The 14,455-nt window shown below is 73.1% G+C and carries 12 protein-coding genes; 5 read left to right on the top strand and 7 right to left on the bottom strand.

Translation table 11 applies throughout. From position 1 onward, the window contains the following. Nucleotides 1-87 precede the first annotated feature (87 nt). The 4 genes from ACFV61_RS26250 to ACFV61_RS26235 all read left to right on the top strand — a co-directional run bounded on the left by ACFV61_RS26250 (nt 88) and on the right by ACFV61_RS26235 (nt 3,036). Entirely contained in the window at nt 88-1,056 is a 969-nt protein-coding gene (locus ACFV61_RS26250; protein WP_380494235.1) for a DUF6528 family protein, read from the top strand. A 252-nt stretch (nt 1,057-1,308) separates the two neighbouring features. After that, nucleotides 1,309-1,644: a hypothetical protein gene (locus tag ACFV61_RS26245; protein ID WP_063346410.1), complete on the top strand. Its 336-nt coding sequence runs from the start codon at nt 1,309-1,311 to the stop codon at nt 1,642-1,644. Continuing rightward, a complete protein-coding gene (locus ACFV61_RS26240; protein ID WP_380488055.1) occupies nt 1,641-2,213 on the top strand; it encodes an acyl-CoA thioesterase in 573 nt (190 codons plus the stop codon). Before ACFV61_RS26245 ends, ACFV61_RS26240 begins: the two co-directional genes overlap by 4 nt. 346 nt (nt 2,214-2,559) lie before the next feature. Continuing rightward, on the top strand, nt 2,560-3,036 hold the full coding sequence (locus ACFV61_RS26235; protein ID WP_079135401.1) for a DUF2267 domain-containing protein: 477 nt from the start codon (nt 2,560-2,562) through the stop codon (nt 3,034-3,036). Here ACFV61_RS26235 and manA read toward each other — a convergent pair. The 7 genes from manA to ACFV61_RS26200 all read right to left on the bottom strand — a co-directional run bounded on the left by manA (nt 2,919) and on the right by ACFV61_RS26200 (nt 13,018). Beyond that, nucleotides 2,919-4,178 (bottom strand): mannose-6-phosphate isomerase, class I, encoded by a 1,260-nt coding sequence (gene manA / locus ACFV61_RS26230; protein WP_380494233.1) that lies wholly within the window; start codon nt 4,176-4,178, stop codon nt 2,919-2,921. The two genes, ACFV61_RS26235 and manA, sit on opposite strands and share 118 nt — an antisense overlap. 24 nt (nt 4,179-4,202) lie before the next feature. After that, nucleotides 4,203-5,153 carry an ROK family protein gene (locus ACFV61_RS26225; protein WP_380494231.1) on the bottom strand — a complete coding sequence of 317 codons (951 nt, stop codon included), beginning with the start codon at nt 5,151-5,153 and terminating at the stop codon, nt 4,203-4,205. Between the two features lie 192 nt (nt 5,154-5,345). After that, nucleotides 5,346-8,387, bottom strand: a complete 3,042-nt coding sequence (locus tag ACFV61_RS26220; protein WP_380494229.1) for an alpha-mannosidase — start codon at nt 8,385-8,387, stop codon at nt 5,346-5,348. Between the two features lie 88 nt (nt 8,388-8,475). Continuing rightward, entirely contained in the window at nt 8,476-9,744 is a 1,269-nt protein-coding gene (locus tag ACFV61_RS26215) for a glycosyl hydrolase (protein ID WP_380339557.1), read from the bottom strand. A gap of 82 nt (nt 9,745-9,826) precedes the next feature. Next, nucleotides 9,827-10,762 (bottom strand): carbohydrate ABC transporter permease, encoded by a 936-nt coding sequence (locus ACFV61_RS26210; RefSeq protein ID WP_079136188.1) that lies wholly within the window; start codon nt 10,760-10,762, stop codon nt 9,827-9,829. Continuing rightward, nucleotides 10,759-11,631, bottom strand: a complete 873-nt coding sequence (locus ACFV61_RS26205; RefSeq protein ID WP_063346403.1) for a carbohydrate ABC transporter permease — start codon at nt 11,629-11,631, stop codon at nt 10,759-10,761. The genes ACFV61_RS26210 and ACFV61_RS26205 overlap by 4 nt, the downstream gene beginning before the upstream one ends. A 97-nt stretch (nt 11,632-11,728) precedes the next feature. Then, on the bottom strand, nt 11,729-13,018 hold the full coding sequence (locus tag ACFV61_RS26200; RefSeq protein WP_063346402.1) for an ABC transporter substrate-binding protein: 1,290 nt from the start codon (nt 13,016-13,018) through the stop codon (nt 11,729-11,731). 170 nt (nt 13,019-13,188) lie between these two features. On the opposite strand from ACFV61_RS26200, the gene ACFV61_RS26195 reads away from it, so the two are divergent. Then, entirely contained in the window at nt 13,189-14,265 is a 1,077-nt protein-coding gene (locus tag ACFV61_RS26195; protein ID WP_363369566.1) for a LacI family DNA-binding transcriptional regulator, read from the top strand. The last annotated feature ends 190 nt before the right edge of the window (nt 14,266-14,455 follow it).

Raw genomic sequence — 14,455 nt, 5'->3', positions numbered from 1 at the left:
CGCCACCCCGGATCCGCCACCGTGATCGCCACGGCCGTTCGGACGCTCCACCGTGCAAACCGGCCCGGGAGCAAGCACGGTGGGGGCGTGCTGAGGAGAAGGCTGGCGGCCCTGTGCGCCCTGTGCGTCCTGCTGTTCTGCGTGCCGGCGACCGGCGCGCAGGCCAGGTCGCCCGGGTGGGCGGTCGTGGTGGTGGACCAGGAGTCCCGTAGCGTCCTGGTGCTGCAGAGCGCCGAGGAGCTGATGGCCTACCGGGGCCCGGGGCGGCTGCCGGTCGTGTGGGGCTGGAGCGCCGACCGGGCGGCCGGGCTCGCGGACCTGACGCCCGCGCGGAGCTGGACGAATCCGGACGAGGCGAAGAGCCGGGTCCGGCAGGGCCGGCGCTACCTGCTGACCACCGCCTCCGGCGGCCTGGCCGTCGTCGTGGACACCACCACCGGCGCGACGCGCTGGGCGGCGGACCTGGGCGGGGCGGCCAATCCGCACAGCATCGAGCTGCTGCCGGACGGCAACGTCGCGGTCGCGGCGAGCGGTGGCGGGTGGGTGCGGCTGTACGCGGCCTCGCAGGGGCCGCGTGCCACCGCCCACGCCGGCTACCCGCTCCCGGGCGCGCACGGCGTGCACTGGGACGGCCGGACGGGCCTGCTCTGGGTGCTCGGCGACGACGTGCTGACCGCGCTGCGGGTGGGCGGCACCCCGGCGGCGCCCACCCTGACCGCCGTCCGGTCGACGCCGCTGCCCGACCACGGCGGGCACGACCTCGCGCCGGTGCTGGCCGAGCCGGGGCGGTTCTGGGTGAGCACGCTGACCGGCCTGTGGCGGTACGACCCGGCGGCCGACCGCTTCACCGCCGTGCGGCTGGACGACCCCGCAGCCGTCCGGGACGTGAAGAGCGTCGGGGACGAGCCCGGCACCGGACGGCTGCTGACCGTGGCCCCCGACCACAGCGGGCCGTGCTCCTGGTGCACCTCGGTGATCACCCTGCACCGGCCGGACGGTACGCGGACCCTGCGCGGGACGCACCTCTACAAGGCGAGGTGGTGGGGAGGCTGGTAGCAGATTTGCGACGCGCAGGTGCCGGTTTCGGGGTTCGGGTCGGCGATGCCACCCGTTCTGCCGACGGCATTCGGATGATGGGGCATATTGTGTACCCCGGCAAACTACTCCAATAGAAGTGAGTTTCCCGTCGCCGTCCGTAAACCATCCGTCCACCGTGTCGGCTGGGATAGCGTCGAAGGCGTCGGGGGGCCGACACCGATTCGGTGTATTCGAACACTAGCTACCGGGCCGTAATGGCCGGATTGAGTCATGGAGAAAAACGTGTCGAATTTGATGCCGGAAAACATGCCGGAGAAAATGCCGGACACCGTCGACGACCTGCAGCTCGCGGCGGAATCGCTGGCCGCTTTCCCGGCCCGGGGCGCGGCCGGAGGCGCGGATGTCACCGAGCGTCTCGCCGCGGTCGCCGAACTCTGCCGGTCGGTTGACGCGGTGCTCGACAGCCTGGTCGTCCAGGTCGCCGCGGAAGCGGCCGAGGAGGGTTGGACGGCGGCCCGGATGGCGGCCGAACAGTCCGGTTACTACGCCAGGTTGCGCCGGGCACTGCTCCCCGCCGCGACCGGCGCCGGGCTGACGCAGCAGTGAGCGCGCTGCACCCGGGCGTGCACGTGCTGTCCTGCCCCACCCGGTGGAGCGACGTCGACGAGAACGGGCACATCAACAACGCCCGGCTGGTCGGCTACGTCCAGGAGGGGATTTACGACATGTTCTGCCACCACGAGACCGCCGTCCGGGACGCCCTGTTCCCGTCCGGATTCATTATCGCGCGGCACGAGATCGATTTTCTGGAGCAGTTGTACCACCGGCCCGAGCCATTGTCGGTGCAGTTGACGGTTGAACGGATCGGGCGGAGTTCCACGCATATCGTGGTGGATGTCTGCCGTGACCCGCTCACCTTTATGCGGGCCAGGACCGTGGTGGTCGCGCGGGACCGTGAATCAGGCCGCTCGCGCAAACTCAGTTCGAACGAGCGGAGTTTTCTCGAGGCGTTTATGCCGGACGAGGTGCGGGCCCCCGCGGTGCCGGCTGTGCCCGCTGTGCCCACCGCACCGGCCGTGCCGGTCACGGCGCCGCCGCCGCAGCGCGTGGCGGCCCGCACGGGTGCCGCTCTGCCGCACCGCACCCGCAGACGGTGTCGGGCCTCGGCGGCCTGACACCCGGGCCCCTGGTGGCCCCGCGCCGGGCAGGGCGCGGGCCGGCGACGTGATCGACAACGGCGTCGATCCGTCCGGCCGGTCTCCCTGCCGCCGTGCCGCAGTACGCTGAGCAGCACGGGTACCGGCGAACCCCAGGCGGTCACGGGCCGTGACGGCGCAGCCGACCGGACCTCGCCGCCACCAGCCGTCCACCACGGGCCGTCCGCCACGGGCCGTCCGCCACCAGCCGTCCGCCGCCACCGGGCCACCGGGCCACGGATCGTCCGCGCGAGGGCCGGCGGCTCTCGGCCTCCGGCTTCCGGGCGGAGCGCAGCCGGTCCCCGCCGACCGGAAGGAGGACGCGATGACCATCTCCCCGGAGGACTTCCGCGCCCGCGTCGTCGACTGCGGGGAGTACCCGAGCGAGGCGGAGGCGGAGCACGCCATCCGGGTCGTGCTCGCACTGCTCGGTGAGCACCTGGTCGGGGCCGAACGGGCCGAGCTCGCCGACGCGCTGCCCGAGGCGTACGCCCCGCTGCTGCGCGATGCCGGGCCCGCCGCCGAACCGCTGACCGCCGAGCGCTTCGTGCGCGGTGTGGTCGGCTGGATCGACGGCGCGACCGAGGCGACCGGGCCGTGGGACATCGGGGCCGTGCTCGGCACCCTCGCCGACCTGGCCCCGGGGGAACTGGTCGACCGTGTGGTCGAGCAGCTCCCGGACGGTTACGACCTGCTGTTCGGCCACCCGGTGCCGGCCTGGGCCGGCGCGCCGGTGGTGGCCCGGAACAGCTCCGCACCCCGGCCGGTCAGCTCGACCGGTCCGGCACCCGGCCGCAGGTAGACGGACGCGCCCCGGGGGAGGTCGAGGTCCGCGAAGCCGGGGGCGTGCAGTCGGGCGCGGCCCTCGACGCACAGCAGGATCTGCGGGGTGGGCAGCTCGGCGCGGACGGCGGCCGGGCCCGGGCGCAGCCGGGAGAGTCGGAACTCCTCGGCGGGGGAGGGGAATTCGTCCTCGAATCGGTCTCCTGGGAGCGCCGTGAGGACCTGCGGTTCACCGGTGTGGAAGGACGTGACCGCCAGCAGGCCGTCGACGTCGACGTGCTTGGGGGTGAGCCCGCAGCGCAGCACGTTGTCCGAGTTGGCCATCAACTCCACACCCACGCCCCGGAGGTAGGCGTGCGGCACGCCGGCGTCCAGGTAGAGGGCCTGGCCCGCCGCGAGCCGGACGTGGTTGAGCAGCAGCGCGGCGATCAGGCCCGGGTCGCCGGGGTACTGCGCGGCGGCGCGGGCGTAGCCGGCGCAGGCCTCGGCGAACGGGCCGCCCTCGGCCGCGAGCCGGTGCAAAGACCGGGTGATGTCGCGGAGTTGGGGGCCGGTGGGCCGGTCCTCGGCCAGGACCCGGCGCAGCAGTGCGGGCAGGACCTCGGCGGCGGGGTGCGCGCGCAGGTCGTCCACCCAGGGGGCGAGCAGCGGGACGGCGAGCGCGTCCAGCAGCCGGGCCGTGTCGGCGGCCGGGCGGAATCCGCACAGTGCTTCGAAGTCCCCGAGGGCGCAGATGAGTTCGGGCTTGTGCCCGGGGTCCTTGAAGACCCGCTCGGGTGCGTCGAGCGGGACCCCGCGGGCCTCCTCGGCCGCGTACCCGGCCGCCGCCTGGGTCCGGGTCGGGTGGACCTGGAGGGAGAGCGCCCGGTCGGCGGCCAGCACTTTGAACAGGAACGGCAGCGCCGGGCCGAACCGCCCCACGGTGTCCGGCCCGAGCATGGCGTTCGGGTACCGCTGGATGAGTTCGTCCAGCGGCTGCGGCCCGCCGGCACCGTCCGGAGCCAGCAGCTCGGAGGGCGCCGACGGGTGTGCGCCCATCCACAGTTCGGCCTGCGGGGCGCCGGTCGGCGCGGTGCCGGTCAGTGCGGGGATGGCGGTGGGCGAGCCCCACGCGTACGGGCGGACCGGGTTGTGGAGCAGGGCGAAGGGCGGGAGCGACATGGCGCGGCCTCCGAGGGGTTCGGGTCAGCGGCAGAGCGCGGCCGCGCCGATCAGCCCGGCATCGGTGCCGAGTTCGGCGCGGCGGACGTCGAGGCCGCGGATGTAGGACAGCGTGGCGTAGCGGTCGAGGTGGCGGGCGAGCGGCGCGAACAGGACGTCGCCGGCGGTGGCGACGCCGCCGCCGACCACCACCCGGTCGAGGTCGACCAGGGCCGCGGTGGCGGCGATCCCGGCGGCGAGGGCCTGGGCGGCGCGGTCGAAGGAGGCGAGCGCGACCGGGTCGCCCGCCTCGGCGTCGGCGGCGACGGCCCGGGCCGAGCGGTCCTCCCCGGCCGGGCGCCAGCCCTCGGCGAGGGCCCGGCGGGCGATCGCGGTGCCGCTGGCGAGGCCCTCCAGGCAGCCGCGCGAGCCGCACGGGCAGGGCTCGCCGTCCAGGTCGACGCTGATGTGGCCGAGGTGGCCGGCGTTGCCGCTCGGGCCGGGACGGACGGCGCCGTCGAGCACCAGCCCGGCGCCGACCCCGGTCGACACCACCAGGCACAGCGCGTTGGCCGCGCCCCGGGCGGCGCCCTGCCAGTGCTCGGCGGCGGCCATTGCGACGCCGTCCCCGGCCAGGTGGACGGGCAGCCGCCGGGCGGCCACCGCCGGGTGCGCGGCGACCTCGGCGACCAGCGGGAAGTCGCGCCAGCCGGGGATGTTGACGGGGCTGACGGTGCCGGCGGCGAGGTCGACCGGGCCGGCGCTGCCGATCCCGACGGCCGTCACGGCGGTCCAGTCGGCGGTGCCGGCGAGCCGGTCCAGCACCTCGTGCACGACGGCGAGCACGGCCGCGCCCGGCTCCCGGGCCGGGGTGGGCAGTTGGAGCCGGTGCCGCAGCCGCCCGTGGCCGTCGACCAGCGCCCCGGCGATCTTGGTGCCGCCGATGTCCACGGCGGCGAACAGCGGGGTGGCGGCGGGCGGCGGGGTGAGGGTCATCGCGGCGGGCTCCAGGCGGGTTCGGGCGGGGGTGGCGCCCCGGCGGGCGGGCCGGGGCGCCGATCAGCGTAGTGCGGCATGCGGGGCGCGGCGGGCGGGCGGGGGTGCGAGGCCCCCAACGGCAGGGCCCCCAACGGCGGGGCCCCAGCGGCAGGGCCCCGCCGTCAGACGGCCGTGCTCAGCCCGCCGTGCTCAGCCCGCCGCGCTCAGGCGCAGCGTGACCAGCTCGAACGGCCGCAGCGCCAGCCGCACCGCGCCGTCCTCCACGGCCACCTCGCCGCGGGTGCCGTCCCAGGGCCGCTCCAGCAGGTCGCAGGGGACGGCGCCGGCCAGCGGGTAGGAGGTGGTGAGCAGGCCACGGGCACGGCCGCCGCCGGCCTCGTAGACCCGGACGATCAGGTCGCCGCTGCGGTCGTCGGCGAGCTTGACCGCGCTGACCACCAGCGCGTCGTTGTCGAGCTGCACCAGCGGCGCGACCTGCTCGGCGCTGCCGGTGACGCGCCGCTCGGGCAGGCCGATCCGGTAGCCCTCGCGGACGGCGTCGCCGATCGCCGCGCCCGGGACGAGGGCGTGCCGGAAGCGGTGCAGGCCCTGGTCGGTCTTCGGGTCGGGGAAGCGCGGCGCGCGCAGCAGCGAGAAGCGGACGGTGGTGGTGGTGCCGCCGTCGGTGTCGCGCACGGCGCGGGTGACGTCGTGGCCGTAGGTGGAGGCGGTGACGAGGGCGACGCCCCAGCCGGGCTCGTCGAGGTGGACGAAGCGGTGGTTGCAGGCCTCGAACTTGGCGGCGTCCCAGCTGGTGTTGGTGTGGGTGGGCCGGTAGAGGTGGCCGAACTGGGTCTCGGCGGCGTACCGCTCGGTGTGCACGTCCAGCGGGAACGCGGCCTTGAGGAACTTCTCGGTCTCGTGCCAGTCGACCTCGGTGTCGATGTCGAGCCGCTGCTCGCCCGCCCGCAGGGTGAGCGTCTGGACGACGGTGGACGAGCCGAAGGAGCGCGCGACCCGGACGGTGGCCTGGTCGGGGGCGGAGAGCGCCGTCAGCGCGTCCACGGCGGTCAGGTCGGTGACGGTGTTGCGGTAGAACTGGTCGACGTCCCAGGCGTCCCACATGTTGGGGAAGTCCGGGTGCAGTTGGAGCAGGTTGGCCCGGGTGCCGGGGGCGACGCTCTCGCGGCCGCTCGCCACCTCGACCACCGACGCCACCAGGCCGTCGGCGTCCACGACCACGTCCAGCAGCCCGTTGCGCAGCAGGAAGCCGCCCTCGGGCCGCTCGACGACCTCGCAGGCGCCCGCGCCGAACACGGCCGGGGCGGCCCCGCCGGCCGGGACGGCCGAGCGCGGGTGCGGCGCCGAGTTGAACACCAGCTCGCGCCCGCCGGCGGTGTCCCCGGCGAGGGCCTGCTGGGCGCCGTCGATCAGCGAGTCCAGCTCGGCGGCCAGCGCCGCGTACGTCGCCTCGGCCTCGCGGTGCACCCAGGCGATGGAGGAGCCGGGCAGGATGTCGTGGAACTGGTGCAGCAGGACGGTCTTCCAGATCCGGTCCAGCTGCTCGTACGGGTAGGCCGCGCCGGTGCGCAACGAGGCCGTGGCGCACCAGAGTTCGGCCTCGCGCAGCAGGTTCTCGCTGCGCCGGTTGCCCTGCTTGGTCTTCGCCTGGCTGGTCAGGGTGGCCCGGTGCAGCTCCAGGTAGAGCTCGCCGACCCAGACCGGCGGGTTCGGGTACTCGGCCTCGGCCTTGGTGAAGAACTCGGCGGGCTTCTCCCAGCGGACGGTGGCCGAGCCCTCCAGGTCCTTCATCCGGCCCGCCTTGGCGACCATCTCGCGGGTGGTGCCGCCGCCGCCGTCGCCCCAGCCGGTCGGGGCGAGCGAGTGCCGGGCCACTCCCTTGTCCTTGAAGTTCCTTGCCGCGTGGGCGATCTCGCTGCCCTTCATGGAGCAGTTGTAGGTGTCCACGGGCGGGAAGTGGGTGAAGATCCTCGTCCCGTCGATGCCCTCCCAGAGGAAGGTGTGGTGCGGGAACTTGTTGATCTGGCTCCACGAGATCTTCTGCGTCAGCAGCCACTTGGAGCCCGCGTTGCGGATGATCTGGGGCAGTCCGCCGGTGAAGCCGAAGGTGTCGGGCAGCCACGCCTCGTGGTTCTCCACCCCGAACTCGTCCAGGAAGAACCGCTTGCCGTGCACGAACTGCCGGGCCATCGCCTCCGAGCTGGGCATGTTGGTGTCGGACTCGACCCACATGCCGCCGGCCGGGACGAACCGGCCCTGCGCCACGGCCTTCTGCACCCGGGCGTACACCTCGGGGCGGTGCTCCTTGATCCAGGCGAACTGCTGCGCCTGGGACATGGTGTAGAGGAAGTCCGGCTCGTCCTCCAGCAGCGCGGTCATGTTGGCGGTGGTGCGCGCCACCTTGCGGACGGTCTCGCGCAGCGGCCAGAGCCAGGCCGAGTCGATGTGCGCGTGGCCGATCGCACTGATCCGGTGCGCGGACGGCACGGCGGGTGCGGCCAGCACCCCGGCGAGCTCCGAACGGGCGGCGGCCGCCGTGCCGTTGACGTCCTGGAGGTCGATCGCGTCGAGCGCCCGCTCGACCGCGCGCAGGACGTCCCAGCGGCGGGCGCCGTCCACCGGCAGCTCGGCCATCAGCTCGCCGAGCACCTCCAGGTCGATCACCAGCTGCCAGACCGTCTCGTCGAAGACGGCGAGGTCCATCCCGGTCAGCTTGTACTGCGGCTGGTCGCCGGCGGTGTCCTTGTCGCCCAACTCGGTGGGCAGGAAGGGGTGGTAGTCCAGGATGACCGGGTTGGAGGCCGCCTCGACGTGCAGCAGGACCTGCTCGCCGCCGGCCGCGGGGGCGGCGATGCGCACCCACTGGTTCTGCGGGTTGAGGCCCTTCACCGGGGTGCCGTCCGGGCGGTAGACCAGGCCCTCGCACTGGAAGCCGGGCATGTTGGCGTCGAAGCCGAGGTCGATCAGCGCCTCGACCGTCCGCCCGGCCCAGGCCTGCGGCACGGTGCCGGTCACGGTGATCCAGCTGGTGCCCCACGGCGCGCCCCAGGCGTCGCCGACCGCGATCGGGGTGCGCGGCGCGGCCAGGCCCTCGGCGACCGGGACGGGCTCGCCGGGTGCCGTCCAGATGCCGACCTCCAGCGGGACGGACTCGGGGTAGACGGCCGGGCGGATGCGCTCGTCCAGGACGCGCTTGAGGCGGGACTCGACCAGCGTGCGGTCATCGTGCATGTCAGCGGGCTCCGTTGCGTGACTGAGGGGCGTGTCTGAGGGGCGTGAGTGAGGATCGTGGCTGAGGGGTAACGGCTGGGGCGAAGGGTTACAGGGACCGTACGTCGTCCGGGTGGACCACCTCGGTGATCCCGCGCGCGGCCAGGTGGGCCTGGTCCTCGGCGTGCTCGGCGAGGACGGTGGTCGGGCGGGCGCCCGCCTCGGCGAGGCGCATGAACGCCTCGTAGACGGCGCCGCCGGGCCCGCAGACCGAGCGCTTGGGCGCGGTCACCTCGTCCCCGGTGGCCACCACCACGGCGGTGGTGCGCGGCGCGGGCGGCTGCCAGGAGCGGCGCGCCTCGGCGGCGGCCTCGGCCAGCCTGGCGCCGGCCGGCTTGACCGCGCGGTCGGTGGTGAGCAGGCCGAGGCTGTACTCCAGCTCGGGGAAGTCGGCCAGCGAGCGGTCCACGTCGTGCGAGCACCACCAGGTGACGCCCCACACGTCCGGGCAGTCGAGCACGGCCTCGACGGTGGCGCCGGTGAACCGGGCGGCGTCCTCGGCGGTGATGTGCGGGGCGGGGGCGCCGACCTCCTGGAGCCAGACCGGGCGGGCCGGGTCGTCCGCCCAGGCCTTGGAGAGCTCGACCAGGTAGGCGGCGTGCTGCGCGGTGGCGGTGGAGTGGGCGCCGTAGCGCTGGGCGGTGCCGTTGAACACCCAGGAGTGCACGGCGGTGGCGGCGCCGATCCGGGCCGAGTGCCAGGGGGTGAACGGGTGTTCGTCCAGGTACCAGGCGGCGTCGTAGGAGGCGTGCAGGTGCATCCGGCCGGGCGCGCCCTGCTCGCAGGCGTCGAGCATCCGGCGCAGCCAGGCGTCGGCCTGTCCGGGGGTGATCCGGTCGGGGTCGGGGTGCGGTTCGCCGGAGAACTGGTTGATCTCGTTGCCGAGCGTCATACCGAGGAAGTTGGGCCGCTCGTGCAGCGCCTCGGCGAGGGTGCGCAGGTAGGCGGCCTGGCCGTCGAGGACCTCGGGGTCGGTGAAGATGTTGCGCCGGTGCCAGGTCTGGGTCCAGGAGGGCAGGAAGTCGAAGCTCGACAGGTGGCCCTGGAGGCCGTCCACCGCGACGTCCAGGCCGCGTTCGCCGGCCGCGTCCACCAGGGCCGCCAACTGCTCGACGGCGCGCGGCCGGATCAGGGTGCGGTTGGGCTGGAACAGCGGCCAGAGCGGGAAGACCCGGACGTGGTCCAGGCCGAGTGCGGCGATGGAGTCGAAGTCGGCGCGGACGGCGTCCAGGTCGAAGTCGAGCCAGTGGTGGAACCAGCCGGCGCTGGGCGTGTAGTTGACGCCGAAGCGGGGGCGCTGCGGTGCGGGGGTGCTCATGGGCGGGTGATTCCTCAACGGGTGTGGGGCGAACGGGCGGTGGGGTCAGGAATCGTCGGACACGTCCTCGGTCGGACCGGGCCTAACCCTTGACGGCTCCCTCCTCGACGCCCTTGAAGAAGAAGCGCTGGCAGACGCCGAACACCACGACGATCGGCAGGAAGGCGATCATGGTGCCGGCCGCGATCAGCCGCGGGTTCGCGGAGAAGGTGCCGTTGAGGTACTGGAGTCCGACGGTGAGGGTGTACTTCTGCGGGTCGTTGAGCACGATCAGTGGCCAGAGGAAGTCGTCCCAGGCGCCGATGAAGGTGAAGATGACGATCACGCTGAGCATGCCGCGCACGTTGGGCAGGCTGATGTGCCAGAGGCGCTGCCACACGGTGGCGCCGTCGACCAGGGCGGCCTGGTCGAGTTCGAGCGGGACGGCGGCGAAGGCGGTGCGCATCAGCAGCACGTTGAGCATGGCGATCGCGCCGGGCAGGGCGACGCCGGTCAGGCTGTCGGCCAGGCCGAGGCCGCGCACCAGCACGTACTGGGAGACGATGGTGACCTCGCCGGGGAGCACCAGGGTGGCGAGGAAGAGGCCGAGGACGAGCTTGGCGCCGCGGAAGCGCAGCCGGGCGAGCGCGTAGCCGGCCAGGGTGCAGCCGACCACGTTGCCGGTGATGCAGATGGCGGCGACGATCAGCGAGTTGAGGGCGTAGGTCCAGACCGGGATGGTCTCGGCGACCTTGCCGTAGTTGCCGAAGGTCAGCTGTTCGGGGATGAAGCTCGGGGTGCTGGTGTAGACGTCTTCGTTGGGACCCTTGAGGGAGGTGGAGAGCTGCCACAGGAACGGCCCGACCACCAGCAGCAGGACGAGCACCAGGAGCAGGTAGCGGCCGGCGGTCTGGGCGGGGGAGGGGGTGTTGAAACCCCGGGAGCCCTGGGAGCCCCGGGAGCCCCGGGGTCCCTGCGAGCCCTGCGAGTCTTGAGCGCGGCGGGCGGCCTTCGAACGGGGGGAGGTCACGGGGTTCAGGCCGCCTTCCGGTTCAGGCGCATCAGCAGCAGCATCGGGCCGAGGGTGATGACGAACAGCATCAGGCTGAGCGCGGAGGCGTAGCCGAGGTGGCCGTTGAAGCCGCGGCTGTACATCTGGATCAGCATCACCACCGACATGTCCCGCCCGCCCGGGCCGCCCTGGCCGTGGGAGAGCACGTACAGCTCGGAGAAGACGCGCAGCGCGCTGACCGAGATGAGGACGGAGACCAGCATCATGGTCGGCCGCACCCCGGGCAGGGTGACGTGCCAGAACCGGCGGATCGGGCTGGCGCCGTCGACGGCCGCCGCCTCGTGCAGTTCGCGCGGGACGTTGGCGAGGGCGGACAGGTAGATGACCATGTAGTAGCCGAAGCCCTTCCAGACGGTCAGGGCGATCGCGCTGAACAGCAGCAGCCAGCGGTCGGTGAGGAAGGCGACCGGGGAGTCGGCCATCCCGGACTGCTGGAGCAGGCCGTTGACCAGGCCGCGGTCGTCCAGCACCCAGCCCCAGATCAGCGCCACCACGACGGCGGAGGCGATGACCGGGGTGTAGAAGGCGGTGCGGAAGAAGGTGATGCCGGGGACCTTGCGCTGGACGAGCAGGGCGAGCAGCAGCGGCAGGATGGTCAGCAGGGGCAGGCAGACCAGCATGAAGACGATGCTGTTGAGCAGGGCGTCGGCGAGCTGTTCGTCGTCGAGCAGGCGCCCGTAGTTCTCCAGGCCGGTGAACTGCCCGCCGCCCAGGGGCTTGGCGTTGGTGAAGGACAGGATCACCGTGTTGACGGCCGGCCAGAGGTTGAAGACGGCCAGCCAGAGTATCGCGGGCCCGGCGAGCAGCCAGGGGGTGAACCAACGCCGGTGGGTCATGCCGTTGCCTTCCTGGGGGTGGTGCGGGTCATTCCCGGGTGCGGCGGGCGGGGGTGGCCCGCCGCTCGACCGGTACGGTCGGGGTGGCGGTCGGCCGTCAGCCCTTGAGCAGCTTGTTGCACTGCTCGACGGCGGAGTCCAGCGCCTGCTTGGAGCTCGCGTCGCCGCTGATGGCCAGCGCGATCTGCTGGTTGATGATGGTGCTCATGGCGTCGTCGACCTGGACGGGCTGGATCAGCTTGGCCTTGGCGAGCGAGTCGAAGGCGACCACCTTGGCGTCGCCGGCGTTGGTGCCGTCGCTCTTGCTGAAGAACGGGTCGTTCGCGGAGGCCTTGGTGGACGGGAAGACGCTGGTCAGGTGGGAGAACGCGGCCTGGTTCTCGGGGCTGGTGACCCAGCGGGCGAGGGCGACGGCGGCGGCCGGGTTCTTGGTGTTCTTCGGGATGGTCAGGCCCTGCACGTACAGCGGCGGGACGCCCATGGTGGGGGAGGAGAGCATCTTCGGGGCCATCGTCGGGTTGTCGGTGGCGAGGCTGGTGATGAAGTTGCCGCCGCCGGTGGTCCAGGCCGCCGTGCCCGCGTTGAAGAGCTTGGAGTTGCCGACGTAGGTGTTGGTCAGCACGTCCTTGGGCAGCAGGCCCTCCTTGAAGGCGTCGCGGTACTTGTCGAGCAGCGCGGCGGCCTCGGGGGTGTTGAAGGTGAAGGACTTGCCGTCGTCGGACATCAGCTTCACGCCGGCGTTGTAGAGGTCGCCGAGGCCCGGCTTGCGGCTCATCAGGTAGGTCTGGCCGCCGGACTTCTCCTTCATCGCCCGGGACTGGGCGATCAGGTCGTCCAGGCTGGCGGGGAGCTTCTTCGGGTCCAGCCCGTTCTTCGTCAGGAGTTCCGAATTCCAGTAGTTCACATCGGTGTTGAGGTACCACGGGTAGCCGAAGGTGCCGTTCAGGCCGGTGTAGCGGTAGGCCTCGACGCCGCCTGCGACGTACTCGTCGGCGAGCTTGGGGTCGGCCTTGAGGACGTCCAGCAGGAGGTCCTTCTTGGCCAGCGGGAAGGCGAAGTCCGGCGGGAGGTTGACCACGTCGGGCAGGCCGCCGGACGCGGCCTGGCTGAGGACCTTGTCGGAGTAGCCCTCGCCGGGCTGGTCGAGCCACTCGACCTCGACGCCGGGGTACTTCTTCTTGAAGCCGTCGAGGACGCCTTGGACGTAGTCGGTGAACTTCGGCTTGAGCGCCCAGGTCTGGATCGAGACCTTGCCCTTGACCTCGCCGGTGGCGGCCGCACTCGCCACGCTGTCGCTGTTCTTGCTTTCGCTGGAGCCGAGTCCGCAGCCGGTGAGTGCGGCCGCGGTGAATGCCGTCGTGGTCAGTGCCGCCCAGATTCTTCGCATGAGGGTCTCCCGGTCCTGGGGGTGGGTGGGGGATCGTGCCGAGCTCGGGGGGTGGTTTTGGGTCACGGGGGTGGTGCCGAGTTCCAGAACCTGTATTACTAAACCGGTCTAGCTATGCCAGGGACTATGCTCCCGCCTAAACTTGGATGTCAAGAGAGGAGTCGGGTTCTGTGGCCAGACCGACGATCGCCGACATCGCGCGCCAGGCCGGTGTCTCCAAGGGCGCGGTGTCCTTCGCGCTCAACGGCCGCCCCGGCGTGAGCGAGGCGACCAGGGCCCGGATCCTGCGGGTCGCCGAGGAGATGAACTGGCGCCCGCACAGCGCCGCGCGGGCCCTCGGCGGAGCCAGGGCCGACGCCGTCGGGCTGGTGATCGCCCGCCCGGCCCGCACCATCGGCGTCGAGCCGTTCTTCAGCCAACTGCTGTCCGGCCTCCAGGCGGTGCTCTCGGCCAGCTCCGTCGCGCTGCACCTGATGGTGGTCGAGGACACCGCCGCCGAGATCGAGGTCTACCGGCGCTGGGCCTCCGAGCACCGGGTCGACGGCTTCATCGTCGTCGACCTCCAGGTCCGCGACCCGCGGCTGCCGGTGCTGGACGAACTCGGCCTGCCCGCCGTCATCCTGGGCGGGCCCGGCAAGGGCGGCGGCCCGCTGCGGATCTGGGCCGACGACCGGGAGGCGATGCTCTCCATCGTCGACTACCTGGCCGCCATCGGGCACCGCCGGATCGCCCACCTCGCCGGGCTGCCGCACTTCCAGCACACCCAGCGCCGGATCCGCGCGCTGCGCGACGCCTCCCGCCGGCTCGGGCTGGAGGAGGCCGTGTCGGTGCCCACAGACTTCAGCGACGCCGAGGGCGCCGCCGCCACCCGCACCCTGCTCTCCCGGCCCCGGCGGCCCACCGCGATCGTCTACGACAGCGACGTGATGGCCGTCGCCGGGCTCGGCGTGGCCGGGGAGATGGGCGTCGCGGTGCCCGCCGAACTGTCCATCGTCTCCTTCGACGACTCGGTGCTGGCCCGGATCGTCCACCCGCCGCTGACCGCGCTCAGCCGGGACACCTTCGCGCTCGGCGAGCAGGTCGCCCGCAGCCTGCTGGCGGCCCTCGACGAGGCCGGCTCCGGGCGGGACCTGCAGATGCCCACGCCGAGGCTGACCGTGCGCGAGTCCACCTCGCCGCCGGGGGCCGAGCCACCCGACGGGGTGGTTGCTGCGCGAGTCGTTGACAGCGCTCCTGAACCGGTTTAGGTTCGCTGCGCCGAGCGGCCTCCGCCCGGCGCGCACCCAGGCCCTGTCCGGCCCGCACCCTCCGCAGGCCCGCTCCCCCCGCGGGCCCGCCCCGGGGGGCCCCGCGAGCACCCCGCCGCCCACGGGGCCGCGCCGCGCCGGGCGCGCCGCCACCACACCCACCCCCCCCCACCGCCACCCCCCGCGGAGG

This window comes from Kitasatospora sp. NPDC059817 (genome assembly GCF_042731835.1).
GTDB lineage: Bacteria > Actinomycetota > Actinomycetes > Streptomycetales > Streptomycetaceae > Kitasatospora.
Note: the sequence above shows the minus strand (reverse complement) of the source record. Positions and strands in the feature narration are given on the sequence as shown.